Annotated in this window: 22 protein-coding genes and 1 pseudogene; 13 read left to right on the top strand and 10 right to left on the bottom strand. The window is 69.8% G+C overall.

The features are described 5' to 3' along the window. Positions 1-110: 110 nt before the first annotated feature. Positions 111-314: pseudogene (locus QNJ12_RS02255) on the top strand (response regulator transcription factor); the annotation flags it as partial. A gap of 50 nt (positions 315-364) precedes the next feature. Here QNJ12_RS02255 and cysN read toward each other — a convergent pair. From cysN to QNJ12_RS02275, 4 genes are all read right to left on the bottom strand, one after another. After that, positions 365-2266 carry a sulfate adenylyltransferase subunit CysN gene (cysN, locus tag QNJ12_RS02260; RefSeq protein WP_300618312.1) on the bottom strand — a complete coding sequence of 634 codons (1902 nt, stop codon included), beginning with the start codon at positions 2264-2266 and terminating at the stop codon, positions 365-367. A 64-nt stretch (positions 2267-2330) separates the two neighbouring features. Continuing rightward, complete coding sequence (gene cysD, locus QNJ12_RS02265; RefSeq protein WP_300618314.1) at positions 2331-3311, bottom strand: sulfate adenylyltransferase subunit CysD; 981 nt, start codon at positions 3309-3311, stop codon at positions 2331-2333. Between the two features lie 133 nt (positions 3312-3444). Continuing rightward, the gene (locus QNJ12_RS02270; protein ID WP_300618316.1) at positions 3445-4422 is read right to left on the bottom strand and encodes a 3'(2'),5'-bisphosphate nucleotidase; all 978 of its coding nucleotides are present in this window, start codon (positions 4420-4422) and stop codon (positions 3445-3447) included. Then, positions 4412-4879: an Rrf2 family transcriptional regulator gene (locus QNJ12_RS02275; RefSeq protein WP_300618318.1), complete on the bottom strand. Its 468-nt coding sequence runs from the start codon at positions 4877-4879 to the stop codon at positions 4412-4414. Before QNJ12_RS02275 ends, QNJ12_RS02270 begins: the two co-directional genes overlap by 11 nt. A gap of 77 nt (positions 4880-4956) precedes the next feature. Here QNJ12_RS02275 and QNJ12_RS02280 point away from each other — a divergent pair, with 77 nt between their 5' ends. Continuing rightward, positions 4957-5304, top strand: a complete 348-nt coding sequence (locus QNJ12_RS02280; RefSeq protein ID WP_300618413.1) for a nitroreductase/quinone reductase family protein — start codon at positions 4957-4959, stop codon at positions 5302-5304. Here the strand turns inward: QNJ12_RS02280 and QNJ12_RS02285 are convergent, their stop codons facing one another. Beyond that, positions 5305-9693 (bottom strand): BTAD domain-containing putative transcriptional regulator, encoded by a 4389-nt coding sequence (locus QNJ12_RS02285; RefSeq protein ID WP_300618320.1) that lies wholly within the window; start codon positions 9691-9693, stop codon positions 5305-5307. 160 nt (positions 9694-9853) lie between these two features. Between QNJ12_RS02285 and QNJ12_RS02290 the strand changes: the two genes are divergently transcribed. The 7 genes from QNJ12_RS02290 (at position 9854) to QNJ12_RS02320 (ending at position 15393) form a co-directional block, all read left to right on the top strand. Beyond that, positions 9854-10684 carry a nuclear transport factor 2 family protein gene (locus tag QNJ12_RS02290; protein WP_300618322.1) on the top strand — a complete coding sequence of 277 codons (831 nt, stop codon included), beginning with the start codon at positions 9854-9856 and terminating at the stop codon, positions 10682-10684. A 166-nt stretch (positions 10685-10850) separates the two neighbouring features. Continuing rightward, positions 10851-11690 (top strand): hypothetical protein, encoded by an 840-nt coding sequence (locus tag QNJ12_RS02295; RefSeq protein WP_300618324.1) that lies wholly within the window; start codon positions 10851-10853, stop codon positions 11688-11690. 48 nt (positions 11691-11738) lie between these two features. Continuing rightward, complete coding sequence (locus QNJ12_RS02300; RefSeq protein ID WP_300618326.1) at positions 11739-12476, top strand: hypothetical protein; 738 nt, start codon at positions 11739-11741, stop codon at positions 12474-12476. Between the two features lie 85 nt (positions 12477-12561). Next, entirely contained in the window at positions 12562-13347 is a 786-nt protein-coding gene (locus QNJ12_RS02305) for an alpha/beta hydrolase (protein WP_300618328.1), read from the top strand. 70 nt (positions 13348-13417) lie between these two features. Then, complete coding sequence (locus tag QNJ12_RS02310; protein WP_300618330.1) at positions 13418-14251, top strand: enoyl-CoA hydratase; 834 nt, start codon at positions 13418-13420, stop codon at positions 14249-14251. A gap of 3 nt (positions 14252-14254) precedes the next feature. After that, positions 14255-14956, top strand: a complete 702-nt coding sequence (locus QNJ12_RS02315) for a VOC family protein (protein ID WP_300618332.1) — start codon at positions 14255-14257, stop codon at positions 14954-14956. Between the two features lie 53 nt (positions 14957-15009). Continuing rightward, positions 15010-15393 carry a RidA family protein gene (locus QNJ12_RS02320; RefSeq protein WP_300618334.1) on the top strand — a complete coding sequence of 128 codons (384 nt, stop codon included), beginning with the start codon at positions 15010-15012 and terminating at the stop codon, positions 15391-15393. Between the two features lie 243 nt (positions 15394-15636). On the opposite strand, the gene QNJ12_RS02325 is transcribed toward QNJ12_RS02320, so the two are convergent. From QNJ12_RS02325 to QNJ12_RS02340, 4 genes are all read right to left on the bottom strand, one after another. Then, complete coding sequence (locus tag QNJ12_RS02325) at positions 15637-16164, bottom strand: hypothetical protein (RefSeq protein ID WP_300618336.1); 528 nt, start codon at positions 16162-16164, stop codon at positions 15637-15639. Positions 16165-16486: 322 nt separating this feature from the next. Beyond that, a complete protein-coding gene (locus tag QNJ12_RS02330; RefSeq protein ID WP_300618338.1) occupies positions 16487-17821 on the bottom strand; it encodes a PQQ-dependent sugar dehydrogenase in 1335 nt (444 codons plus the stop codon). A 61-nt stretch (positions 17822-17882) separates the two neighbouring features. Further along, positions 17883-18380: a hypothetical protein gene (locus QNJ12_RS02335; RefSeq protein ID WP_300618340.1), complete on the bottom strand. Its 498-nt coding sequence runs from the start codon at positions 18378-18380 to the stop codon at positions 17883-17885. A 78-nt stretch (positions 18381-18458) separates the two neighbouring features. Then, positions 18459-18974: a MarR family winged helix-turn-helix transcriptional regulator gene (locus QNJ12_RS02340; RefSeq protein WP_300618341.1), complete on the bottom strand. Its 516-nt coding sequence runs from the start codon at positions 18972-18974 to the stop codon at positions 18459-18461. 40 nt (positions 18975-19014) lie between these two features. Between QNJ12_RS02340 and QNJ12_RS02345 the strand changes: the two genes are divergently transcribed. From QNJ12_RS02345 to QNJ12_RS02360, 4 genes are all read left to right on the top strand, one after another. After that, on the top strand, positions 19015-20658 hold the full coding sequence (locus QNJ12_RS02345; RefSeq protein ID WP_300618343.1) for a methylmalonyl-CoA mutase: 1644 nt from the start codon (positions 19015-19017) through the stop codon (positions 20656-20658). Between the two features lies 1 nt (position 20659). Next, on the top strand, positions 20660-21070 hold the full coding sequence (locus tag QNJ12_RS02350; RefSeq protein ID WP_300618345.1) for a cobalamin B12-binding domain-containing protein: 411 nt from the start codon (positions 20660-20662) through the stop codon (positions 21068-21070). Positions 21071-21135: 65 nt separating this feature from the next. Then, positions 21136-22488, top strand: a complete 1353-nt coding sequence (locus QNJ12_RS02355; protein ID WP_300618347.1) for a cyclic 2,3-diphosphoglycerate synthase — start codon at positions 21136-21138, stop codon at positions 22486-22488. Between the two features lie 288 nt (positions 22489-22776). Continuing rightward, a complete protein-coding gene (locus QNJ12_RS02360) occupies positions 22777-25080 on the top strand; it encodes a putative PEP-binding protein (RefSeq protein ID WP_300618349.1) in 2304 nt (767 codons plus the stop codon). 25 nt (positions 25081-25105) lie between these two features. On the opposite strand, the gene QNJ12_RS02365 is transcribed toward QNJ12_RS02360, so the two are convergent. After that, a complete protein-coding gene (locus QNJ12_RS02365; RefSeq protein ID WP_300618350.1) occupies positions 25106-25828 on the bottom strand; it encodes an alpha/beta hydrolase in 723 nt (240 codons plus the stop codon). Positions 25829-25854 lie beyond the last annotated feature (26 nt).

A 25854-nucleotide genomic window follows, 5' to 3' on the forward strand; every position in this document is an offset into this window, starting at 1 on the left:
CGCATCAGTGGGGCCGGTCACCCGGCCCCACTGGAGCGTGAACCGGGCGACGTGCCCGCGGCGACAGACCTGGTGTGAGCCTCGCCGATCCGACCTACCGCCCCGATCTGCTCACCCGGCGGGAACGTGAAGTGCTCGGCGAGCTGAGCGCGGGCCGGTCGAATGCCGAGATCGGCGAGCGGCTCCACATCGGGCCCGAGACCGTGAAGACCCACGTCTCGCGGATCCTCACCAAGCTCGGCGTCCGCAGCCGGCTGGAGGCCGTGGTCGTCACCCGCGACCCATCGATCCGCGATCGCGAGGCGCAGCGATGAGCGCCGGGCCGCCGGACCGCCGGGTTCCGCCGGTCGCGGAGCCGGATCGTCTAGCCGACGATGCCGTGCTCGCGCAGCACGTCGATCACTCGATCGGCTGCCTCCTCGGCCGACATCGTCGTCGTGTCGACGTGCACCTCGGGCGCCTCGGGTGGTTCGTAGGGCGAGTCGATGCCGGTGAAGTTCGCCAGCTCGCCGGCGCGCGCCTTGGCGTAGAGGCCCTTCGGGTCACGGAACTCGGCGACGTCGAGCGGCGTGTCGACGAACACCTCGACGAACTCGCCGGCCTCGACCCGGTCGCGGGCGAGGCGACGCTCGGCCCGGAACGGCGAGATGAACGACACGAGCACCACCATGCCGGCGTCGACCATCAGACCCGACACCTCGGCGATGCGGCGGATGTTCTCCACCCGGTCGGCGTCGGTGAAGCCGAGGTCGCGGTTGAGACCGTGGCGAACGTTGTCACCGTCGAGCAGGTAGGTCCGCACGCCCGCGGCGTACAGCTTCGACTCGACGATGTTGGCGATCGTCGACTTGCCCGAACCCGACAGCCCGGTGAACCAGACGACGCCGGGCCGGTGCGCGGCCAGCTGCGCCCTGGCGTCCTTGTCGACCTGCACCTCTTGCCAGTGGATGTTGTGCGCACGGCGGAGGGCGAAGTGGAGCAGACCCGCACCGACGGTGTTCTGCGTCAGCCGGTCGACGATGACGAAGCCGCCCATGTCACGGTTGGCGACGTACGGGTCGAACGGGATCGCACGGTCGAGGCTCAGGTTGCACACGCCGATCTCGTTGAGGCCGAGCGTGTTGGCGGCGAGGTGATCGAGGTTGTTGACGTCGATGCGGTGCTTCGGAGGCCCGATCGTCACGCCGACCGTGCGGGTGCCGATCTTCATCGTGTAGGGCCTGCCGGGCAGCATCTCGTCCTCGTGCATCCACACGACGTGGGCCTCGAACTGATCGGCCACCTCGGCAGGTGCCTCGCCGGCGCAGATCACGTCACCCCGGCTGGCGTCGACCTCGTCGGCGAGGGTCAGGGTGACCGACTGGCCGGCCTCAGCGACGTCGAGATCGCCGTCCATCGTGACGATCCGCTCGACGGTGCTGGTGGTGCCGGCCGGCAGGACCCGAACCGGGTCGCCCGGGCGGACCATGCCGCCGACGACGCGACCGGAGAAGCCGCGGAACTCGTGACTCGGACGGTTGACCCACTGGACCGGCATCCGGAACGGACCGGAGGCCGCCTCGTCATCGACGGGCACGGTCTCGAGGAAGCCCATCAACGTCGGCCCGTGGTACCAGTGGGTGCGGCTGCTCGGCTCGACGACGTTGTCGCCCCGCAGCGCCGAGATCGGGATGAACGTCACGTCGCTGAGGCCGATCCGCCGGGCGAAGTCGCGGTACTCGGTCTCGATCGCATCGAAGATCTCGTGGGAGTACTCCATGAGGTCCATCTTGTTGACGGCGACCACGACGCGCTTGATGCCGAGCAGCGAGACGAGGTAGCTGTGCCGGCGGGTCTGGGTCAGGACGCCCTTGCGTGCGTCGACGAGGATCACCGCGACGTCGGCCGTCGACGCCCCCGTCACCATGTTGCGCGTGTACTGCTCGTGGCCCGGTGTGTCGGCCACGATGAACTTGCGTCGCTCGGTCGAGAAGAACCGGTAGGCGACGTCGATCGTGATGCCCTGCTCGCGCTCGGCCGACAGGCCGTCGAGCAGGAGCGCGAAGTCGAGGTCGCCGCCCTGGGTGCCGACCTTCGCCGAATCGGCTTCGAGCGCCGCGAGATGGTCCTCGAACACGAGATGTGACTCGTACAGGAGGCGCCCGATCAGCGTGCTCTTGCCGTCGTCGACGCTGCCACAGGTGATGAAGCGGAGCAGCGACTTGTACTGGTGCGACGTCAGGTAGGCATCGATGTCGTCGGCGATGAGCTCGGATGCGTGCGCCATCAGCGACCTCCCAGCCCCATCGCGAACTGTGTCGCGAGTTGTGTCTGACACCAGTGGTGACACATCAGAAGTAGCCCTCCTGCTTCTTCTTCTCCATCGAGGCTGCGCCGTCGAAGTCGATCACCCGGCCCTGCCGCTCGGAGGTCGTGGCCAGCAGCATCTCCTGGATGATCCCGGTCAGCGTGTCGGCATCGCTCTCGATCGCGCCCGACAGCGGATAGCACCCGAGCGTGCGGAAGCGCACGTTCTTGATCATCGGCTCCTCACCGGGATCGAGTGGCATGCGGTCGTCGTCGACCATGATCAGCACGCCGTCGCGGTCGACCACCGGGCGCGGCGCCGAGAAGTACAGCGGCACGATCGGGATCTGCTCGAGGTGCACGTACTGCCACACGTCGAGCTCGGTCCAGTTCGACAGCGGGAACACGCGCAGCGTCTCACCCGGGCTGCGGCGCACGTTGTACACCTGCCAGAGCTCGGGCCGCTGGCGCTTCGGGTCCCACTGATGTTGCGGCGATCGCACGGAGAACACACGCTCCTTGGCGCGTGACTTCTCCTCGTCGCGTCGGGCACCGCCGAAGCAGAGATCGAACCGTTGCTGATCGATGACCTGCTTGAGGCCCTCGGTCTTCCACATGTCGGTGTGGAGCGCCGAACCGTGATCGAAGGGGTTGATGCCGCGTTCGACGCACTCGGGGTTCTGGTGCACCACCAGGTCGAGGCCCAACCGCTCGGCCGTCTCGTCGCGGAAGCTGTACATCTCGCTGAACTTCCACGTGGTGTCGACGTGGACGAGCGGGAACGGCGGCTTGGACGGGAAGAACGCCTTGCGGGCGAGGTGCAGCATCACCGAGCTGTCCTTGCCGATCGAGTAGAGCATCGCCGGCCGCTCGGACTCGGCGACGGCCTCGCGCATGATGTGCATCGCCTCGGCCTCGAGGCGTTGGAGGTGGGTGAGGCGCCCGGCGCTCAACCTCGTCGCCGTTGCGTCGGCCGTGGTGGCCGCGTCGGCGGTGGTGGATGTGGTGCTCGTCGTGCTGGTCATCTCGCTCCGTCGTCGTGGTCCTGGGAACAATCTGCGTATTCTCCACCGTTATTACGGACAATACAACCTATTTCTGCTGGACTTGCCCCGAAGGGGTCGCCGACGATGACGGCGCAGCCAGGGGCCGGACGGACTACCCGGCGCCGAGGACGGTGCGCACGGCGTCGACGACCTCGTCGTGGAAGCGGCCGTTCGTCGCCACGATGCCGCTGTTGCGCTCGAGGCGCCGGCCGTGCCGGAAGTCGAGCGGCTCGCCGTCGACATCGGTGACGCGGCCACCGGCCTGTTCGACGACGAACTTGCCGGCGGCGTGGTCCCAGATCTTCTCGCGGTAGTCGGCGCGCGTCGGCAGCCGGAGATAGATCGACGCGTCACCACGTGCGACGGCTGCGTACTTGCACTGGCTGTCGATGCGGTATGGCTCGGAGGTGATACCGAGCAGCTCAGCGATGCGAGCCGCTTGACCGTGGTCCGAGTGACCTGACTCGACCGACTCGCAGAACCGTGCCGACGACACGAGGGCGGTCTCGGCAACGTGAACCAGCTCCGCTTCGCGCGAGGCGCCGAAGAAGGCGTCGCAGTGCCCGTCGGCAGCGATGAAGACGGCGCCCCGTGAGCCGTCGGCGTTCGGCAGGTTCGGGCAGCCGAGCAGGCCGAGGATCACCTCGCCGCGTTCGACGAGTGCCAACGCGATCGCGTACTGATCGCCGCGCAGGAACCCCTTCGTCCCGTCGATCGGGTCGAGCGTCCAGTAGCGATCGGACGTGCCGTCTGCATCGGCGGCGGCGATGAACCCGACCACGTCGGCCGGCGCGATCTCGTCGCCCGCCTGCTCACGCACGAGGCCGACGACGCCGTCTCGCAACGTGTTCGAACGATCGCCTTCGAGATCGCCGGCTTGCTCCTCGCCGACGATGTCGACGTCGCCGAGCTCGCGCGTCAACGTCATCGCGACCACCGCTTGCGCGGCGAAGTCGGCGACGGTGACCGGGCTGTCGTCACCCTTCGTCAACGTCTGCCCGTCTGCGAGGCGGCCCTGCGTGCGGTCGCACAGCTCGGAGGCGGCAGCGATCGCCGCCAGTGCTGCTGCGCGTTCGGTGTCACTGACCAAAGCGTTCCTCCGTCGATCGGCGGTACTCGGTGGCGAGCTCGACGACCGGTGCCGGCAGCTGCCCGGCGACCAGGTCGGCCACGGTGACGGTCTCGAGCACCCTGCGCAGGCTGCCCCGGATCGCCATCCAGACCTGCGGGAGCGCCTCGACGGGAGGTGCGTAGTCGAGGCCCCGAAGGCTCTCGTCGTGCACGTCGGCGAGCGGCCCGTCGACGGCGCGGAACACGTCGGCGAGCGAGATCTCGGCCGCCGGTCGCGAGAGGGCGAAACCCCCGTCGGGGCCCCGCTTGGAGCGCACGAGCTCGGCGCGCTTCAGGTCACGCAGGATGTCGAGCAGGTACTTCAGCGAGATGTCCTGCCGGGTGGCGATCGCGTCGGCCTTGACCGACCCGCCGTCGCCGACCGCCAGCTCGCCCATCGCCCGTACGGCGTTGTCGACCCGCTCGGAGATCCGCATCCATGCCGACGCTACCGGCAGCGGACTGCCGGCGCCCTCGGAATCACCAGGCGGCCGGCGACGTTGTACCTGGCGTGATGGTGCACAAGATCCAACAGGCCGCGACCCGGGAAGCGTTCCGGACGCTCAACCGGTTCGTCGTTCCCGCCGTCGAGCGGGGCCTCGCGAACCCGCTGCCGATCGGCACGGGGGCCGTGGTGGTCGAGACCACCGGCCGCGTCTCCGGCCAACCGCGCAGGGTGCCGTTGCTCGCCGCCCGGGTCGGCGACCGCCTGCTGGTCAGCACCGTCCGACCGGACTCCCAGTGGTTCGCCAACCTCGAGGCCGACCCCGACGCATCGGTGCGGTTGTTCGGCGAGGACCGGCCGGCCACCGCGAGGCTGCGCCGCGGTCCCCTCAACGTGGCCGTGCTGACCACCCGTTGATCAGACGACCGACGAGCAGCTCGACATGTCGAGCCGGTACTGCTCACGTTCGTCGCAGGTGAGCTCGCGCACGTAGCGGTTGGCGCGCAGCCACTCCACGAGCTCGTCGAGCGACGTGTCGACGCCCTGCCACTCGATGAGCTCGCCGTCCGAGCCGCCCGAGTACACGGTCTGACCGTCGGGACCGAACGCGACATCGAACACGTACGAGTGATGCGCGGTCAGCCGGTGCAGCTCCTCACCGGTCATCAGATCCCACACGATGACGCCGCCATCGGCAGCGCTGGAGATCAACGAGCGGCCGTCGGGGCTGATGTCGAGTCCCCACACCTGATCGCCGTGCCCCTCGTACCGGCGGAGCACCGCCCCCGTCTCGATGTCCCAGCGCATCAGCGTGCCGTCGTACGAGGCGGTCAGGAGGGATGCGTCACCGGGCCCGAACGCGACGTTGAGCACCGGAGCGACGTGCCCCTCGAAGCGGCGGATCTCCTGGCCGGTCTCCATGTCCCAGAGGATCGCGACCCACTGGCTGGCCGACCCGGTGACCGCCAGGCTGCCGTCGGCGCTGACGTCGATGTTGGTCACGTCGTGGTCGATGTCGAACCGCCGGATCTCCTCGCCGGTCTCGACATCCCAGAGGATGAGGTCCCCCACCTGGTTGAAGTCGCGCAGGCTCTGCGATCCGCTGAGCGCCGCGCGCCCGTCTGGGGTGAACGCGACAGCCCTGACGTACGTCACGTGCCCCTCGAATCGGTGGAGCTCACGGCCCGTCTCGAGATCGAACAGGACCAGGCTGGTCGCGTCGCTCGCGGCGGTCGGGTCCTCGGCACAGGCCAACACCCGCGACCGCGTGGCGTCGGCGGTCGACGGTTCGACGGCCAGGCAGGCGGGTGAGACCGGGATGCCATCGCCGACCAGGCGATCTGCGACACGTCCGTCGCTCGCATCCCAGACGAGGACGTCGCCCGTTCCCATGCCGCTGTAGACGTGGCGGCCGTCATCGCTCACGGCGATGGCCTCCATCGCCATGCCGGTCGTGTCGAACCGGCGAGGCGCTACGTGGCCCGCCAGGTTCCATACGCGAACCGTTCGGTCCGAAGCCGCCGTCACCGCCACCTGGCTCGCCGGGTCGACGGCGATGGCATGGATGTCACCCACCAGGTCGCTCTCGCCACCATGGCCGCTCAACCGTCCCCGCTCCTGCCATCGCGCCAGATCCAACTCGCGAAGGTCGGTCTTCACGGTCACGTAGGCGGTCCGGCCGTCCGGCGTGATCGCGACGCTCTTCGGTGGCGCCCCGAACTCCTGCCGCTCGGTCTCGAGTCCGGTCTCCAGGCTCCACGCCCGAAGCGACAGGTCGAAGGCGACCGACAGCACCATGTCGCCGTCGGGGTGGACCGCCACGTCCTCGACGGCTGCCACGTGACCCTCGAAGGTCCGGATGGGATCGCCCGAGTCCAGGTCCCAGAGGATCAGGGTCGTGTCGTTCGCGGCTGAGACCGCCATCGCACCCGGGTGATCGCCCGGCACGCAGGCCACACTGGTGACACCGGCCGCGTGGCCTCGCAGTCGGTGAATGCGCTCGCCGGTTCCGACATCCCACAGGATCAGGGTCGAGTCGTCCGATCCGCTGAGCGCGGTCGCGCCGCTCGGGCCGAACGCCACTGCGTTGACGCCTCCATCGTGGCCGGAGAAGCGGCGAATCGACGTGCCGGTCTCGATGTCCCACAGGATCAGCGTGCCGTCGCCGGACGCAGAGAGCGCCGTGGTGCCGTCCGGGCCGAACGCCACGTCGTTGACCCATCCGGTGTGGCCGTCGAGGCGTCGCACCTCGAAGGCGCCCTCGACGTCCCACAGGATCAGCTCGCCCGTTGCGCAGTCGCCCTCCGGGTCGAGCTCGCCACAACTCCCCGAGAGCAGCAGGCGGGCATCCGGGCTCACCGCAGCGGCGCGCACCTGGTCGCTGTGGCCGGTCAGGACCGCCTGTGTGCCCGGCGCCTGGGCGACCATCGACAGCGTGCGCTCGATCTCGGCCGGCGGGTCGTCGATCGCGATCGCCTCCAGCGCCAGCGCAACGGCGAGATCGGGTTCGCCGTTGCGCACGGCGGCCGCAGCCTCCGAGGCCAGCACGAGGCTCTGGTTGACCTCGGCCTCCCGCCTCGCCGTGGAGCGAGCCGTGAGCGCGATCACCGCCAGCACGATCGCGATCGCAAGGCCACCGGCGAGCATCAGCATCGTCCACCGCCGACGCCGCTCGACGTCGGCGAGGCGTCCGTCCCGCACCGCAGCGCTCGCAGCGACGAAGTCGCGCTCGTCGCGGCTCAGCTCGCGGCCACGCTCGGCCACCCACGTCTCAGCCTGCGAGAGCGGCGCGCCTCGTAGCAGCGCACCCTCGTCGTGACCACTCGTGTCCCACGCCCGGCGGGCGGCGCGGAGACCCTCCTGCCACGACCGGAACGTTCGATCCTCGTCGAGCCACCTCCGGAGGCGTCCCCAGCGCTGGATCAACGCCTCGTGGACCACCTCTACGGTCTCCCCTCCGAGGGCATCACGCCCGGTGACGACCAGGCGTTCATCGGCGAGGTGTTGCACGAGCTTCGCGTTGTCCTCGCCGAGCTCGGCAAGCGTCGCGACCCGCCGCGTGTCCTCGGTGCCGTCACCGGGTCGCACCAGCTGCTCCAGCATGAAGCGAGCCTGCGCCTGGTCCTGCTCCGCCAGCCGATCGAAGACCTCGTCGGCGTAGATGGCGAGCGCACCCTCCACCCGGCCGATCGCGTCGTACGCATCGTGGGTCAGCATGCCGCCGTCGCGATGCTCCCACAGCAGCGTGAGCGCGAACTCGAGCATCGGCAACGCACCCGGCTCATCCGCCACGTCGTCCAGCAGCCGCTCGACGAGGCCGGCCTCGAACGCTGCGCCCTGACGCTCGGCCGGCAACTCGATCGCGGCACGGAGCTCGTCGCGGTTCATCGGCCCGAGCATCAGGACGCGGTCCTGCAGCACGTCGGCGAAGCGACGCTGTGCCAGCGCGTGACCCATGAAATCCGCCCGGAGGGTCGCGACGAGCGAGCAGTGCGGCCCGGTCGACGAACCGACCGCTTCCAGCAGACACTCCACGAACGGGTGCGCCGCCTCCGGTTCGGTTGCGAGGGTGTAGAGCTCCTCGGCCTGATCGATCACCAGCAGCAGCCGCGACGCATCCCGGTGCCGCGCGAGCGCCTGCGCGACGGCGTCGGAGACGGGGACATCACCGCTCCGGAACGCCCTCGCGAGCGTGCGGGATTCGATCAGCCTCGCGGTCTCGTCCAGGTCGGGTTCGAGCATCGCGACCAGTTCGCCGGCGAGCACGTGGAACGGCTGGGAACCCGGCCGGAGCACCAGCGTCGACCACTCGGGATCCTGGCGCAGCCTCGGCAGCAGTCCGGCGAACACGGCTGATGTCTTGCCGGAACCGGACGAGCCCACCACGACGGTGACCGGCTGCTCGCCGACGGTGCGGGCCAAGCTGTCGACGAAGCGCTCGCGGCCACAGAAGAACGCCGCGTCCGATTCCCGGAACGGCGCCAACCCGCGGTACGGGCAGGGGCCGACCTCCCGCCCCGCCGCCTCGGCCGACATCGGGAGCGCGATCGCTGCAGCGACGAGTTGCTCTCCGTTGCGGATCCGTTCGTGAAGCCGGCGGGTCTCCGGCTCCGGCTCGACGCCGAGGTCGTCCGACAGCATGCGGGTCACCGCCTCGAACTGGGCGAGGGCAGCGCCGCGCTGCCCGTTCAGGGCCAGCAGCCGCATCAGCTGCCGATGGGCACCCTCGTCCCAGCGATCCACCTCCACGCGGTGCCAGGCGTGCACCAGCGCATCGTCGTACTCGGCCGTCGATTCGTACCGGTCGGCGAGACGTCCGAGCATGGAGGAGACCCCGCGGGCGAAGCGCTCGCGTCGGGCGAGCGCCCAGCTCTCGAAGGCTTCGGCGTCGGGGATCGAGAACCCGTCGAGGAAGCCTCCGGCGTAGCAGCTCGCCACGGATTCGAGCCGCTCGACCGTGGTCTCCCCGCCCATCGCGTCGAGGACGTCGCGTGCATCCACTTCGGCATCGGCACCGAGATTGAACCCGATCGTCTGCCGGGTGATCAGGAGGAACGGAGGTTGCGCCACCGTGTCGCCGATCGCGCGGCGGAGATCCGCCAGTGCTCGCCGCAGGTTGGCGCGCGCCGCCCGCTCGGGCTGGTCGGCCCAGAGCAGCCCGGCGAGGGCCTCTCGGCGATGGGGCACGTCGGCCTCGACAGCCAGGTATGCGAGGAGCGCGCGCGCCTTGTCGGTGGCGAACGCGGCGGGTTCGCCGGCCACGTCGACCTGCATCGGTCCGAACAGGCGTATCGAGAGCTGAGCCATGCGCCGCCCTCCGTGCGACCGCACGAACGTCGTACCTCGATTATGCGCAGCTCACCGGAGCGCCGGACGGAGATTTCACGTTGCACGGACGACCTCATCACGGTCGTTCGGTACCGGTGAGCTTGCGGGGCACACCGAGGGCCCGCAGGGAGGCAGAGTCATGAAGAGGACGATGATGCTGTTGAGCGCGCCGGTGTTGCTGCTGGTCGCATGTGGGTCGGAGACCGACGCAGGTGAGTTGGTCGTCGACGCGGCGGAGCCCTGGAACAGCGGCGATCTCGACGCTGCGCTCGACTTCTACGCCGACGGCGCGACGGTGTCGCTCGAAGGATTGGAGGGGGCTTTCCCCGCCGAGCACTACGTCGGCAGGGCGGAACTGGCCGGCTGGTTCGAGGAGCTGCAGGCGGGGAACTTCCAGGTCGACGTGGAGGTGGTCGACGTCGACGGCAACCTCGTCACGACCGAGACCAAGACCTGGCTGGACGAGACCCGTGCAGCCGGACTGGCCCCGCTGATCGCCACCGAGGTGTACACGGTCGAGGACGGCAAGATCCAGAGCAAGACATGGGCGCTGACCGAGGAATCGAAGGCTGCGATCGCCGACCTCGCACCACCGGCGCCCGCAGGGCCGATCCCCGTCAGCGTGCAGTTCGACGGTGAGACCTGCGCGTACGACGGCCCCGACCAGGCTGCCGTCGGGACGCAACTGCGCTTCGAACTCGGGGCCACCGCCGGCGACGAGGATGTGGCGCTCATCGTCGGCCGGGTCACGGCCGGTACGACCTGGGACGAGGTCGTCGAGTATGCGGCGACGCATCCCGCCACCGAGGGACAACCACCTCCATTCGCGGAGCCCGGCTACAAGATCAGGATGGGCGTCGGTCTCTTGCTCGTGCCGCTCGACACCGCGGGCGACTACGTGGTCCAGTGTGCGACCGCGCCCCACAGCACCGATGCGGTGTTCCCGGCGACGTTCATCGAGGCCGCTTGACCGACGGACGACATGATCGTGCCGCCACGGGGGTGACGGGTGACCGTCACCCCCGGCGCCTGCGGGCCGCAGTCGACGCTTGTTGTCCGGGTCCTGGAGGAGTAGGTGTGGAAGTGGGCCCGGCAGCGGGCCGGGCCGGCGTGTGCGGAGGTGCGTGATGCGGACGGTGACGATCCGAGTGCGGTCCTTGCTGTGGTTCGCCACCGGTGTCGTCCTCGCGGTCGTGGCGACCGCGGTGGTGATGAACACCTGGAGGGTCGAGGCCGCGCCCGGCGACGACGACACGACGTTCGTGCCCATGCAACCGTGTCGGCTGATCGACACACGCACACCCCAGGACGACATCTGGGGCCCGAACGTGACGCAGTCGCTGCCGGCCCACGGGACGAACGGTCGCTGCACCATCCCGTTCGACGCGACGGGCCTGTCGATGAACGTGACTGCGTTCGAGGCGACCGAACCGACGCACCTGACGATCTGGCCCGACGACGAGACGAGGCCGGAGGTGTCGAGCCTCAACCCGGTGCCCGGTCAGCCGCCGACACCCAACGCCGTGACCACCGAGCTGTCCCCGGGCGGCCGGTTCAAGGTGTTCAACCTCGCCGGGCACGTTCACGTCATCATCGACGTCAACGGCTACTACACGGCGAGCTCGCTGCAGGAGCTCTCGACGCGGGTCGAGCAGATCGAGCCGTCGATGCGGTTCGCGCAGGTCGACGCCGACCCGGGTACCGCATCGTTGCTCCGGGGCAACGGCGTGCGGTCGGTGCACCACTCGCTCGCTGGCTTGTACCAGGTCGACTTCGACGACCCCGTCGACCGCTGCGCATGGCTCGCCACCCGCAACAGCATCGACCCGACCGGCGTGCCGACCCCGGGCGAGATCACCGTCGAGTTGCGGACCCCGACCGATCGACGGTCGTTGTGGGTCAGGACCTACGACAGCACCGGCAAACAGATCGACATGACGAACCCCGACGGCTTCAGCCTCCACGTGATGTGTTGACCGGCTTCGCTTGACCTCGGCGATCCTGGACGGGATAGACCGGAGGTAGTGACGAGCACACGACACCGGATCACGATCGGCTCGTGGTTCCAGGGCCCGACCGGATCCGGGCAGGGAGGCTGGACCGCCCAGAGATTCGCCGAACGCCTCGACGGCCCGGCGACGTTCGCGATCAAGGCCCCGGTCCCGCTCGACACCGAGCTCACCGTCGTGGCCGATGACGGCGGTCGCCGACTCCTCGCCGACCAGAGCGGTGAGAAGCCGGCGATCGTGATGATCGCCGAGCCGTGGGTGCCCCGCTTCCCGACCACGGCCGCGGTGAGCATCGAAGACGCTGCCGAGGCTCGGGCCCGGTTCGACTCGCTCGTCGACGAACACCCGGTGCCGTTCTGCTTCTCCTGCGGTACTCAGCAGGACTCGATGCGCGTCCACGCGGGCCCGCTCGACGACGATCACCACGGGCGCTTCGCCACCGATTGGCGGGTCCCCGACTGGGCGGCCAGCGACGACGGCCGGTTGGACGAGGGCGCTCTGTGGGCCGCTCTCGACTGCACGGCCGCGTGGTACGTCGGCTACTCCCGCAAGCCGCGCCTCGCGCTGACCGTGCAGTACGCGGTCGAGGTGCTCGAGCCGCTCGAACCGGGCGCCACCTACGCGCTCGTCGGATGGTCGGGCGATCACGATCCCGACTGGGACGGTCGGAAGCGCCATGGTGCGTCGGCTGCGTTCGCGGCCGACGGCACCTGCGTGGCCCGCTCCGTGAGCTTCTGGATCGCCAGCGTGTGATGAACGGTGCCAGACACGGATCGCGCCACGGGAACGCCTGCTCGCGCCGGATCGGCGGTCGCCGACGATCGGCTACCGTTCGGCGATGGCGACGGCATCGGTCAACGGCATCGACATCCGCTTCGAGGACTCGGGCGGTGACGGGCCGGCGGTCCTGTTCAGCCACGGCTTCTTGATGGACCACACGATGTTCGACCCGCAGGTCGAGCACCTGGCGGGCGACTACCGCTGCATCCGATGGGACGAGCGCGGGTTCGGCGGCACCAGGGCGAGCGGCGAGTTCACGTATTGGGACTCGGCCGACGACGCCGTCGGTGTGCTCGACCACCTCGGCGTCGACCAGGCGGTGTTCGTCGGCATGTCCCAGGGTGGCTTCCTCTCGCTGCGCGCCGCGCTGGCGCACCCCGATCGGGTGCGCGCCGTCGTCCTCATCGACTCGGCTGCCGACGTCGACGACGCCGAGACGCTCGCCGGCTACCAGGGCATGCTGCACGTGTTCGGGCACGGCACGGACGACGAACGGAACGAGGTCTTCCAGATGGTCGCCGGGCTGATCCTCGCCGACGAGGCGCTCGACGCCGAGTGGATCCCGAAGTGGCGGCAGATCGAGCCCGAGCAGCTGACGCTGGCGGGTGGCGCGCTGCTCGGCCGCGACGACATCAGCGGCCGCATCGGCGAGATCGGCTGCCCGATCCTCACGATCCACGGCACCGCGGACCAGGCGATCGCGATGGACCGCGCCGAGGCGCTGGCCGCCGCAGCCCAGGATCACCGCGGGATCGTCCAGATCGAGGGCGCCGCCCACGCCCCGAACCTGACGCACCCCGACCAGGTCAACCCACCGCTCGCCGAGTTCCTCGCCTCCCTCTGACCAGAGAACACGCCGGTTCCGGAATGTGCCTGGCACATCTTGTCACCGGGGGGCGCGCGAGACTGCCGCGATGAGCGACACGTGGGAGCACATCCGCTACGAGGAGCCGGCCGAGCGGGTGGCACGGGTCGTCCTGGCGCGATCCGAGATGGCGAACGCACAGGACTACACGATGCTCGCCGAGCTCAACGAGGCCTTCGACCGCGCGGCCCGTGACGACGACGTGCGGGTGATCGTCCTCGCCGCCGACGGCGACCACTTCTCGTCCGGCCACGACCTGCGCGCCGGTACCGACATGTCCGACATCGAGGCGATCGGCACGTGGTGCTGCTTCGGCGCCGAGGGCGCCGAGGGGTACATGGCGACCGAGGCCGAGATGTACGTCGGGCTCTGCTGGCGGTGGCGCAACATCCCGAAGCCGACGATCGCCCAGGTGCAGGGCAAGGTGATCGCCGGCGGGCTGATGCTGGTCTGGCCGATGGATCTGGTCGTCTGCTCGGAGGAGGCGACGTTCTCCGACCCGGTCGTCGCGTTCGGCATGAACGGGCACGAGTACTTCACGCATGCGTTCGAGGCCGGCGCCCGGCTCGCCAAGGAGATGTTGTTCACCGGCCGTGCGATCACCAGTCGTGAAGCGCTCCGACATGGGATGGTGAACGAGGTCGTGCCGCGCAACGAACTCGAGTCGCGAACGTTGGCGCTCGCCGAGCACATCGCCAGGCGCCCGCCGATCGGACTGACGCTCGCCAAGCAGAGCGTCAACAACACGCTCGACGCGATGGGGATGTACACCGCCATCCAGTCGGCGTTCGGCCTCCACCACGTCGGCCACAACCACAACCAGCGCCTGTTCGGCGCGCTCGTCGACCCGAGCGGCCTCCAGGTGGTCCGCGAGGAGGCATAGCGCGTGTCGGACGAGCTGGTCATCCCCGACGGCTGGATCGACGTCCGCCAGGATCCGGACGGACGAACCGGGCTGGAGGCCGAGCTCGCCCGTGAGGTGGCGCGCGACCACCAGCTGTACGGCGTGACGGCCCGTGCGATCGCGTCCTGCGACCACTGCGACGACGTGCTCTTCGAGCTGCCGGGCGGTCGCTACGCGATCGTCTACCTCACGTACCCGAGACGGGCACCCGATCGGCCGCCCTGGCCGGTCGCGACGATGGTCGATCCGGAAGAGATCCACGATCGTCTCGAGACCCACCTCCGAGACGAGCAACCCGACACGTCGGACTCCCACGAACTCGCGCCACGCCTCGTCGTCTCGGCGGGCGACGACGCGCTCGACTTCTACGCGCGGGCCTTCGACACCGAGGCGACCGACCGGATGTACGTCGGCGGCCGGCTCGTGAACGCTCACGTCCTGATCGGCGGGACGCTGGTCGGCGTCACCGAGGCGGACGGGTCGAGCCGCTCGCCGACCGCCATCGGCGGCACACCGGTGCTGCTCAGCCTCACGGTTCCCGACGTCGACGCTGCGGCCCGCAGGTTCGTGGAGGCCGGCGGCGAGGTCGTGATCCCGTTGGACGACCGCGACTACTGCCGCCGCGACGGCCGGTTCCGGGACCCGTTCGGCCATCTCTGGATCCTCGGTCAGCCAGTGGATTGAGTCGCCGGCCGGCCCGTCGATCCCCGGGGCCGACCACATGCCATTCTGCCGGTATGCGAGTCCACGCCGCCTCCGCCAGCCCGCTGGAACCCGAGATCGGGTTCTCACGCGCCGTTCGCGTCGGATCGACGGCGAGCGTCGCCGGCACGGCGCCGATCGGCGACGACGGGACCACGGTCGGCGTCGGCGACGTCGCCGAGCAGACGCGTCGATGCTTCGACGTCGCACTGCAGGCGCTCGCCGACGTCGGCGGTGCTACGACCGACGTGATCAGGACGCGGATCATGCTGACCGACATCACCACCTGGCGTGAGGCCGCTGCCGTGCACGGCGAGCTGTTCGGCGACGTCCGCCCGGCGTGCACGTTCGTCGAGGTGAGCCGCTTCATCGATCCGGACTGGCTGGTCGAGATCGAGGTCGACGCAGTGGTCGACTGAGGAGGCCGACTTCCGGCAATCTCGTGGTCAGGAGCGCGGCTGTAGCGCGAGCTCGCCGCCTGACGCCCGCGGCGGTCAGCTGTCGGCGCGGTCCGAGTGGCGCAGCATGAACACCACGACGAGGGCGAGGCCGACGGTGAGTGCGACGGCGGTCATCGTTCACTCCTCCCGAGTGGCTACCTCCAGCGAACCGCCGGCGCGGCGTGGATGCCAGGGTCGCATGGCCCTGCCAGCAGCACGAACTCACAGACCGGCGAGCACCGCTTCCGCGAGGGCAGCGAGCTCGGGGAGCGGGTCGTCGCTGGGTGCGGCGAGGGCCTCGGCGACCTGCAGGAGTCGCCCGTCGGCGAGCGGGATCCAGAGTGCCGGAGAGTCGGTCTGCCAGACCGCCCCGGGCCGGATGGAGACATCGACGTACTGCGGGCCACCACTGATCTGGTCGAATCCGGTGCGGTCGGCGTGCACGGCGACGATGAGGACCGGGGCACCGTCGACCTCGGCAGCGCACGCCTCGACGTCGAAGCCGTCCCACCCGGGCGGCGGCCCGATGTTGCGCGGATTCGAGGCCGGGTAGTCGGCCAGCGCTGCGGCGGGCACGAGCGCACAGACGTCGTCCGGCACCGGCGCCCCGCTCGAGATCTCGCCGGCATCAGGTGCGTCGCCCGACTCCGCGGCGGCCGGCGGGTCGGTCGCTGTGACGCCCGGGTCGTCGCCACCGCCGCACGCGCCCAAGCACGAAGCGACGGCAACGAGGAACAGGCGCGTCCGCATCCGACCACCCTCGCACGTTCGGACGCACCTCGCAGACGACGTCCGCCGTCGCGAACCGTTTCGACCGTCGGCGACGTACTCACATCCGAGACCGAACGCACGACACGGAGACACCGCCATGCCCCCGCCACCGAGACACTCGGCTACGCCGCCTCGATCATCGTCCTGATCTCGCTGCTGATGGACTCCGCCGTCCGGCTCCGCTGGATCAACCTCGCAGGCGCTCTGACCTTCACGCTCTACGGCGTGCTGATCGGCGTCGCCCCGGTGGCCGCGGTCAACGCCGCGATCGCCGCGATCGACGTCTGGCACCTGCGACGGCTCACGGTGACGCCGGCACGAGCCGGAAGACACCGTCGCGGAGGCTGAGGACGTACAGCTCGCCGTCGGGATCCTCCGCCCAGCCGACCATGGTGTTCACGCGGTCGACGGCGAGCCGGCTGACCCCCTCCGTGCCGATCGCCCACACCGGGCCGGTCAGATCACCGAACAGGTACGCGCCGCGCAGCTCCGGGATCGCATCGCCGCGGTAGACATGGCCGCCCATCACGGCCGTGCCCTCCGAGCGACCGTACGCGTACACCGGCGCGATGACGCCGTCCGGCGCACCCGAGCGGCGCCGGTCGTTGCCCTCGTAGAACGGCCAGCCGAAGTTGCCGCCCCACTGGTCGGGCCGCATCCGGGACACCTCCTCGAACGAGTTGTTGCCGACGTCGCCGATCCAGATGTCGCCGGTGTCGTCGTCGATCGAGAACGTCCACGGGTTGCGGAAACCGCGGGCCAGGACCTCCGGGCGATCGTTCACGCCGTCGGCGTGTGGGTTGTCCGGTGGGATGTCGTACCCGTCCCCGTCGAGGCGGGGCGTGACACGCAGGATGGTGCCGAGCAGCAACGTCGTGTCCTCGACGTCGCGCCCGCTGCTGGCGCCGCCGTCGCCGGAGGCGACGTAGAGGTTGCCGGCGGCGTCGAACAGCAGCCGGCCACCGTTGTGGCCGAGGCCGGGCTGGTCGATGAACAGCACCTCGCGACGCGACTCGGGCACCGCGACACCGTCGACCAGCTCGAACGACACGACTCGGGTGTCGTGGTCGATGTCGGTGTAGTTGACGAACATCCGGCCGTCGCGGGGATCGAACGCCACACCGAGCACGCCGCGCTCCGAGCCGGGCAGCGCCTCGAACGTCTCCGCCGTGAGGTCGAGCACGAGCTCGGTCGCGTCCGGCGTCACCCGCAGGATCGGACCGGCCTGGGTGCTGACGTACATCGCGTCGTCCCCGTCCTTCCACGTGACCCCGGTCGGCTTGTCGACCTCGGCGACGAGCTCGAGCGCGAGCGGCGTACCGGAGAATTGCTCGTTCGGCGGCAGCGGATCGGGCGGCAGCGTGGTCGTGGTCGTGGTCGTGGACGTCGTCGTCGACGTGGAGCTGGGTGCGGTCGACGATGTCGACGCCCCACTCCCCTCGCTGGCCTGCTCGACGGGTTCCGATGTCGTCGGTGCGACCGTCGCGGGTGGCGGTGTCGTCGCCGTGGCCTCGGGCGCCGGTTCGAGATTGACCGGTGCAGGGGTCGTCACCGGAGCGTTCGAGGTGGGGGTGTTGCTCGCGCAGGCGCCGGCGACCATCACCAGGACCGAGACGCAGACGACCGACCTCCTCACGTCCACGAGCATCGCAGGTCGGCAGCTCCCACACCGCCGGCAGACACGATCAGGCTGCGTATCACGGCCGGGGAGCGGGTGGTCGTGGCGTCTCGCGCTGCGACCTCCGACCCGTCGCCAGCTTCACCGACTGGGCGACGAAGCCGATCGCCGTGCCGACCATCGCGATGATCAGCACGGTCCGGACGAGCCACGACCAGTCGACGTCGTACTCGGTGAAGTCGAACGGGTAGACCTGCCAGACACGCACCGCGACGACGAAGCCGATCAGCGCCGTCGCCATCTCACCGAGGTGCTTGACCGGCCACTGGTCGTTCCAGACGTACACGACGTTGGCGACGATGCTGACCACGAACGAGAACGTGAGGATGGGGAGCAGCTCCTCGTAGTCCGACGTCAGGAAGCCCGGCCACTCCCAGTCGAGGAGCTGGTGGGCGATCCAGAGCATGACGCCGTTGATCGCCGCCGCCAGGGCGTACCCGAACCGCTTGGCGTTGCGGGTCACGCCGGCCGCGATGCGATCCTGGATGATGTCCTCGTGGGACCGCGCCGTCGACATGGTGCACCTCCGACTGCCAGGTCCAGCCATGCCACAGCGCCCCGGCGTCCGCCAGGGGCAGAGGTCAGTTCCGGACGCTCATCCGGGCGCTCGGTGGAAGTCGCCGTATTCGTACCGGAGCGCATCGAGCCCGCCGACGACGCGCGCGGTCGCCTCGGCGTCGATCGGCAGGTCGGCGAAGACCTCGCGATTGAGCAGCTCGGTGCACCGCTCGACCAGCTGGCGGCCGCGCTCCGTGATCTGGGCCAGCACGCTGCGACCGTCGTCGGGGTTGGTGCGCCGCTCGACGAGGCCGGCCTCTTCGAGCCGCTGCACCGCGTTCGTCACGCTCGCCGGGTGGACCTGCAGGCGCTCACCGACCTTGCCGACCGGGAGCACACCCTGGCGGGTGAAGGCCAGCAGGCGCAGCACTTCGAACCGTGCGAACGTCAGCCCGTGTGGCCGCAGCAGCGCCTCGACGCGGGCGAGGAACAGCTGCTGCACCCGCATCACCGACGTGACGAGTGCCATCCCGTCGGCGGCGTCGGACCAGCCGGCGTCGATCCAGTTCCGGCGGGCGAGCTCGATCGGGTCGGGTCGCGGGAGCGTCTCCACGCCTTGCAGATTAGTTTGACATCAAAGTATTCTGCCAGTCATGCCGACGACACCCACGAACCGTGAGCTCTGGCAGCAGGCCTACGAGACATCCGTGCTGCGCGACGTCGACCACCAGACCATGTCGGGCGTCCCGCTCGAGGCCGTGTATGGGCCCGACGACGGCGAGTTCCCGGGCCAGTACCCGTACACGCGTGGCCCGTATGCGTCGATGTACAGGTCGAAGTTGTGGACGATGCGGATGTTCGCCGGGTTCGGCACCGCCGACGACACGAATTGGCGCTTCAAGGAGATCATCAACGCCGGCGGCACCGGCCTCTCCACGGCGTTCGACATGCCGACACTGCTCGGCATCGATTCCGACGACCCGATGGCGCTCGGCGAGGTGGGGCGGTGCGGTGTCGCCGTCGACACGCTCGCCGACATGGAGGACCTCTACCGCGGCATCGACCTCGGCGAGATCACGACGTCGATGACGATCAACTCGCCGGCCGCGGTGATCTTCGCGATGTTCGTCGCCCAGGCCGAGCGCGCCGGCATCCCCAGGGCGAAGCTCGGCGGCACGCTCCAGAACGACATCCTGAAGGAGTACCAGGCACAGAAGGAGTTCGTGTTCCCGCCCCGGCAGTCGATGCGGCTCGTCCGTGACACGATCGACTTCACCGCGGCCGAGATGCCGCGCTGGCACTCGATCTCGATCTCGGGCTACCACATCCGCGAGGCCGGCTCGTCGGCGGTCGAGGAGCTCGCGTTCACCCTCGCCAACGGGTTCGCGTACGTCGAGCTCGCGCTGCAGGCCGGCCTGCCGGTCGACGCATTCGCGCCCCGGCTCAGCTTCTTCTTCAACGCTCACATCGACTTCTTCGAGGAGATCGCCAAGTACCGCGCCGCGCGACGGCTCTGGGCGCGCTGGATGAAGGAGCGGTACGGCGCCACCGACGAGAGGTCGATGCAGCTCCGTTTCCACTGCCAGACCGCGGGCGTGTCGCTGACCGCGCAGCAGCCCGAGGTCAACATCGTGCGCACGGCGATCGAGGCGCTCGCGGGCGTGCTCGGCGGCGCACAGTCGCTGCACACCAACTCGATGGACGAGGCGCTGGCGCTGCCGACCGAGAAGGCGGCGCGGATCGCGCTGCGCACCCAGCAGGTGATCGCCCACGAGACCAACGTGGCCCATGTCGCCGACCCGCTCGGCGGCTCGCACTTCGTCGAGGAGCTGACCGACGAGATGGAGCGGCAGGCCGAGGAGCTCTTCGAGCACCTCGACGAGATCGGCGAGGGTTCGATGCTCGAGGGGGTCATCAAGGGGATCGAGGAGAACTGGTTCCAGGGCAAGATCGCCGACTCGGCGTTCGAGCTCGAGCGGCAGCTCAACGCCGGCCGGCGGATCACGGTCGGCGTCAACGACTTCACCGAGGGCAACGACGAGGACCAGATCGAGCTGCTCAAGATCACCACCGAGGACGAGGCGCGCCAGCGCAAGCGCCTCGACCAGGTCCGCCAGGACCGCGACGCCGACGCCGTCGCGGCTGCGCTCGCCCGGATACGCGCCGACGCCGCCGATCCCGAGGTCAACCTGATGCCGGCGCTGATCGACGCCGTCTCGGTCTACGCCACGCTCGGCGAGATCATGCGCACGCTCGAGGCCGAGTTCGGCCGCCACGTCGAAGTCCCGATCATCTGACATGTCGGCCGAGCACGCTGCGAGGATTCTCATCGCGAAGGTGGGGCTGGACGGGCACGACCGCGGGATCAAGGTCGTGGCGCGGATGCTGCGCGATGCCGGGTACGAGGTGATCTACACCGGGCTGTTCCAGACGCCCGAGACCGTGGCGGCCGCAGCGGTCGACGAGGACGTCGACGCGATCGGGCTGTCCATGCTCTCCGGGGCCCACATGACGCTCGCACCGCTGGTCGTCGACGAGGTCCGGAAGCGGGGTAGCGACATCCCCGTGATCCTGGGCGGCATCGTTCCCGACCACGATCTCGACGCCCTGCGCGACGCCGGGATCGCCGCCGTCCTCACGCCCGGCGCCACCGCCGAGCAGATCACGAACGAGGTCGCCGCCGTCCTCGCAGCCTCCGATCGCGCCTGACCGCTGACCTTCGGCGTCGGTGTGCCGACCTTCGACCCTGGTCGGCCGGCTCGGAACATCGTTGGGTGGACCTCGTGACCCGTTCACGCACTCGGGTGCTGATCCTCGGCGCCGGGGGGCGCGACTTCCACGACTTCAACGTCGCGTTCCGCGACGACGCCTCCGTCGAGGTGGTCGCCTTCACCGCTGCGCAGATACCGAACATCGCCCACCGGGTGTACCCGCCCGAACTCGCCGGGCCGAACTACCCGAACGGCATCCCGATCCGGCCCGAGACCGAGCTCGAGCAGCTCATCGACGAGCTCGGCGTCGACGAGGTCGTCGTGAGCTACTCCGACCTGGCGTACGTCGACGTGATGCACCTCGAGTCGCGGATCCTCGCCGCCGGTGCCGACGTGCGGCTGCTCGGACCGGTGAGCACGATGCTCGAGTCGGCCGTGCCGGTCGTCGCGGTCCTCGCCTCGCGCACGGGCTGCGGCAAGAGCCAGACCAGCCGCCACCTCGGCAAGGTGCTCACCGACGCCGGGCATCGCGTCGCACTGGTCCGGCATCCGATGCCGTACGGCGACCTCGCGCCGATGCGGGTGCAACGGTTCGCCACGCTCGAGGACATCGACGCCGCCGACCCGACGATCGAGGAGCGCGAGGAGTACGAGGAGCCGGTCCGTCGCGGCCTGGTGATGTTCGCGGGTGTCGACTACGCAGCGATCCTCGAGGCCGCCCAGGCCGAGGCCGACGTCATCATCTGGGACGGCGGCAACAACGACCTCCCGTTCTTCCGTCCGCACGTCAGCATCTGCCTCGTCGACGCACTCCGGCCCGGGCACGAAGTCGCCTACCACCCGGGCGAGGTCAACCTCCGCATGGCCGACATCGTCGTGATCACCAAGGTCGACGCGGCCAGCCCGGGAGGGATCGCGGCGATCCGGTTCAACATCGCGACCAACAACCCGGACGCGGTCGTGGTCGAAGCGGCCTCGCCGATCACGCTCGATCCGGGCCCGGGCCTCGCCGGAGCCCGTGTGCTCGTCGTGGAGGACGGCCCGACCGTCACGCACGGTGGGATGCGCTACGGCGCAGGCACGGTGGCTGCCCGGACCGCCGGCGCCGCCGAGCTGGTCGACCCCCGGCCGTGGGCGGTCGGCCAGATCGCCAAGACGTTCGAGCAGTACCCCGACATCGGCCCGCTGCTCCCGGCGATGGGCTACGGCGCCCAGCAGCTCGCCGACCTGCAGACGACGATGCAACAGACGCCATGCGACGTCGTCGTGACCGGCACGCCGATCGATCTCGGCCGTCTCGTCGACCCCGGCCATCCGCTCCGCCACGCCCGCTACGAGTACGCCGACGCGGGCACCCCGACGCTGGCAGATGCGCTGGTGAACTTCCTCGGCGCGGCCGCCGCGACCGTCGGCTGACCGCAACGGGACGGACAGACTTTCGTCACTTGCGCAGCGTCGCCGCACGCGGTTTCCTAGAGGCAACAGTCCGCGCGAACGCGCCGTCATGAGGGGGGACGTCGTGCCCCAGACAATCGAAACCCATGCTTGCCCGTACTGCGAGCTGATGTTCACGTATCACGAGGAGATCCGTGATCACATCCTCCACGACCACGCTGAACACAGCGACGTCGCAGCGACGGTCGAGATCCACGAGCTGCCCCACGACTGAGCCGACCGGCCGGGTGCCTGGCTAGGTTCGGCCAGGTGAGGCAGGATCCATCCGACGCGGTCGCGCGCGCGGTGCGGACCGCCCTGTCCGCTAGCACCAACGAGGCCGTCGAGACGGCGCTGCGCTGTGTCGAGCCGAGTGACCTCGCTGCGTTCTTCCACGCCAGCCTGGCTGCCGCTCCCGAGTCGTCGCCCGTGGCCACCGGGCTGCCCGCATCGCCGGGCGCCGCAAGTGGACGCATCGTGCTCACCGCCGACGACGCACTCGCAGCCGCCGACTCCGGCGTCCCGGCGATCCTCGTCCGGCCCGAGACGACGCCGGACGACGTGCTCGGCATGCAGGTCGCCGCCGGCATCTTGACCTCCCGGGGCGGGATGGTGAGCCATGCCGCGGTCGTGGCTCGGGGTTGGGGTGTGCCGGCGGTGGTCGGCGCCGGTGACGTGCACGTCGACGGGGACGAGCTCACGATCGGCGACACCGCACTGCGCGCCGGTGACGAGATCACGATCGACGGCAGCTCCGGCGACGTGCACCTCGGCGCGCTGCCGACGACGGGCGTCGAGGCGCCCGACGAGCTCGAGACGCTGCTCGGGTGGGCCGACACCGTCGCCGCCGGCCGCGTGCAGGTGCGCGCCAACGCCGACACCGCAGGCGACGCGACCGTCGGGCGCCGGCTCGGTGCGCAGGGAATCGGTCTCTGCCGCACCGAGCACATGTTCCTGGCCGGCGACCGCCTGCCGATCATGCGCCGCTTCATCCTGAGCGACGACCCGGCGATCGAGGCTGCTGCGCTGGCCGAGCTCGAGACCGCGCAGGTCGCCGACTTCGAGTCCGTCCTGCTGGCGATGGACGGCCTGCCGGTGACCGTGCGGCTGCTCGACCCACCGCTGCACGAGTTCCTGCCCGACATCGCCGATCTCACCGCACGCGACGCTCGCAATGAGCTCGACGACGGGCAGCGCGCGGAGCTGGCGGCCGCACGCCGCCTGCACGAGGCGAACCCGATGATCGGAACGCGCGGAGTGCGGCTCGGCATCGTTCGCAGCGGGGTCTACGAGATGCAGGTCCGAGCGCTGTGCACGGCAGCTGCGAACCTGTTCGAGCGCGGCCGGCAACCCCATGTCGAGATCATGATCCCGCTCGTGGTCGACGCCGAGGAGCTGCGGATCGCACGCTCGTGGGTCACGGGGCTGCTCGACGAGCTCGGACACCCCGAGCTGGCGGTGGGCGTCGTGACCGTCGGCGCGATGATCGAGACGCCGCGCGCCGCACTCACCGCGGGCGCGCTCGCCGAGCACGCGGACTTCTTCTCGTTCGGCACGAACGACCTGACGCAGATGACCTACGCGTTCAGCCGCGACGACGTCGAGGCCAAGCTCCTGCCTGCCTACCAAGCCTGCGGCATCCTGCCGGCCAACCCGTTCGAGGTGCTCGACCAGGAGGGCGTGGGCGAGCTCGTCCGCATGGCGAGCGAGGCAGCTCGCGGCGCGAAGCCGGCCGTCAAGCTCGGCGCGTGCGGCGAACACGCCGGCCATCCGGCGTCGGCCGACTTCCTCGTCCGGGTCGGCGTCGACTCGGTCAGCTGTTCGCCGCTCCGCGTGCCGCTCGCCCGGTTGGCGGTCGCACAGGCGCTGCTCGACTGCGGCCGCGTCGCCGTCGACGACGTGACGTTCGCCTTCACCGCGAGCGGTGCGGTCTCCGGCGTGGCCGCAGGCGCCAGCACGGAGAGCGCCGGGCACGCCGTGCAGATCGATCGAGCATTGGTGCTCCACACGTTGCGCGTGAGGGGGTTCGTCACGAGCGACGGCTTCGTCGCCAGCCTCGGCGATCACCCGGCGGCGATCCTCGACGAGCTCGTCCACGACGGTCTCGCCCGCTACGTCGAGGCCCGCGACATGTACGCGCTCATGCCGGCGGGCAAGGAGCAGCACACCGCGCTGCTGCCGACGATCGCCGGCGACGCGGTCGCCGCCGTCACCGCCCACTACGACCGGTTCCTCGAGCTGAACGACACCCTCAAGTCGCTGTGCACGAGGTGGCAGGTACGCAGCGACGTGCCGAACGATCACACCGACCACGAGTACGACGCGCAGTGCATTCGAGCGCTCGCGTCGCTGGCGGACGAGGTGCGGCCGGTGGTCGACGCCATGGCGGCGGGTCTCCCCCGGCTGGCTCGCTACGGATCACGGCTGTCGGCAGCATCGGGCCGCGTCAGCGCCGGCGACACGACCGGCTTCACCGGCGTGATGTGCGAGTCGTTCCACGACGTCTGGATGGAGCTCCACGAGGACCTGATCCTCCTCCAGGGCATCGACCGCACGAGCGAGGGCAGCTTCTGACGACGAAGCGAGCCGGGGCGGTGGTTCAGCGCGGCGTGTGCTCGGCGAGGAAGTCCTTGATGGCCGCATCGGTGGTGGCGAGGTGCTCGGGTTCCTTCCACTGCTCGATCAGCGTCGCGTTGGGCGCTGCTGCGACGAGTGCTCTCGACGTCGACCGCGGGTGGTAGAGGTCGTTGCCCATCAGCACGAGCATCGGCGTCTCGACGGCGGCCGCCTCTGCGGGGGTCGCCGTCAGCACGAACTCGCCGTCCCACATGTTGCGGCGGAACGAGGCCCAGTCGTCGTCGCTCACCGACGGGTGAGCGGGCCCGATCTCGGCCACCCAGCCCTCGAACATCTCCTCGAACGCACCGCGGTTGTCGTCGATGCCGACCGGCTGGAGCAGCACGGCCGATTCGAAGCGCTCGGGCGCCGCTCGCAACAGTCCCATGATGTACGGGCCACCGATGCACATCCCGAGCACGTGGCACCGATCGATGCCGAGATGGTCGAGCAACCCGAGCTGGTCGCCGCGGTACGTCGCCCAGCCGTCGCCGGGCGAGATCGGCGCGGTCGACCGACCGGCGTTGCGCTGATCCATGCCGATCAACCGGTACTCGCCGCCCAACGCCGCGCGGGGGTTCCACGGTGTCGTGTTCCACACGTCGTTGGCGCTGCGCATGCCCCCCGGCGCGATCAGCAGCACGGGGAAGCCATCGCCCTCGTCGTCGTAGTGGATGGCGATCTGCTCGTGTTCGTAGACCGGCATGCCCTCTGTCTACTGCGCTCGCGTCG

It is taken from the genome of Ilumatobacter sp., from assembly GCF_030065885.1.
Classification (GTDB): domain Bacteria; phylum Actinomycetota; class Acidimicrobiia; order Acidimicrobiales; family Ilumatobacteraceae; genus Ilumatobacter.

Excerpts from the sequence above, each read along its gene's own strand:
- QNJ12_RS02325 (WP_300618336.1), bottom strand. The coding sequence starts at position 16,164 with ATGCGGACGCGCCTGTTCCTCGTTGCCGTCGCTTCGTGCTTGGGCGCG.
- QNJ12_RS02310 (WP_300618330.1), top strand. The coding sequence starts at position 13,418 with ATGAGCGACACGTGGGAGCACATCCGCTACGAGGAGCCGGCCGAGCGG.
- QNJ12_RS02350 (WP_300618345.1), top strand. The coding sequence starts at position 20,660 with ATGTCGGCCGAGCACGCTGCGAGGATTCTCATCGCGAAGGTGGGGCTG.
- QNJ12_RS02305 (WP_300618328.1), top strand. The coding sequence starts at position 12,562 with ATGGCGACGGCATCGGTCAACGGCATCGACATCCGCTTCGAGGACTCG.
- QNJ12_RS02275 (WP_300618318.1), bottom strand. The coding sequence starts at position 4,879 with ATGCGGATCTCCGAGCGGGTCGACAACGCCGTACGGGCGATGGGCGAG.
- QNJ12_RS02345 (WP_300618343.1), top strand. The coding sequence starts at position 19,015 with ATGCCGACGACACCCACGAACCGTGAGCTCTGGCAGCAGGCCTACGAG.
- cysD (WP_300618314.1), bottom strand. The coding sequence starts at position 3,311 with ATGACCAGCACGACGAGCACCACATCCACCACCGCCGACGCGGCCACC.
- QNJ12_RS02335 (WP_300618340.1), bottom strand. The coding sequence starts at position 18,380 with ATGTCGACGGCGCGGTCCCACGAGGACATCATCCAGGATCGCATCGCG.
- QNJ12_RS02285 (WP_300618320.1), bottom strand. The coding sequence starts at position 9,693 with ATGGCTCAGCTCTCGATACGCCTGTTCGGACCGATGCAGGTCGACGTG.
- QNJ12_RS02320 (WP_300618334.1), top strand. The coding sequence starts at position 15,010 with ATGCGAGTCCACGCCGCCTCCGCCAGCCCGCTGGAACCCGAGATCGGG.
- cysN (WP_300618312.1), bottom strand. The coding sequence starts at position 2,266 with ATGGCGCACGCATCCGAGCTCATCGCCGACGACATCGATGCCTACCTG.
- QNJ12_RS02280 (WP_300618413.1), top strand. The coding sequence starts at position 4,957 with ATGGTGCACAAGATCCAACAGGCCGCGACCCGGGAAGCGTTCCGGACG.
- QNJ12_RS02365 (WP_300618350.1), bottom strand. The coding sequence starts at position 25,828 with ATGCCGGTCTACGAACACGAGCAGATCGCCATCCACTACGACGACGAG.
- QNJ12_RS02290 (WP_300618322.1), top strand. The coding sequence starts at position 9,854 with ATGAAGAGGACGATGATGCTGTTGAGCGCGCCGGTGTTGCTGCTGGTC.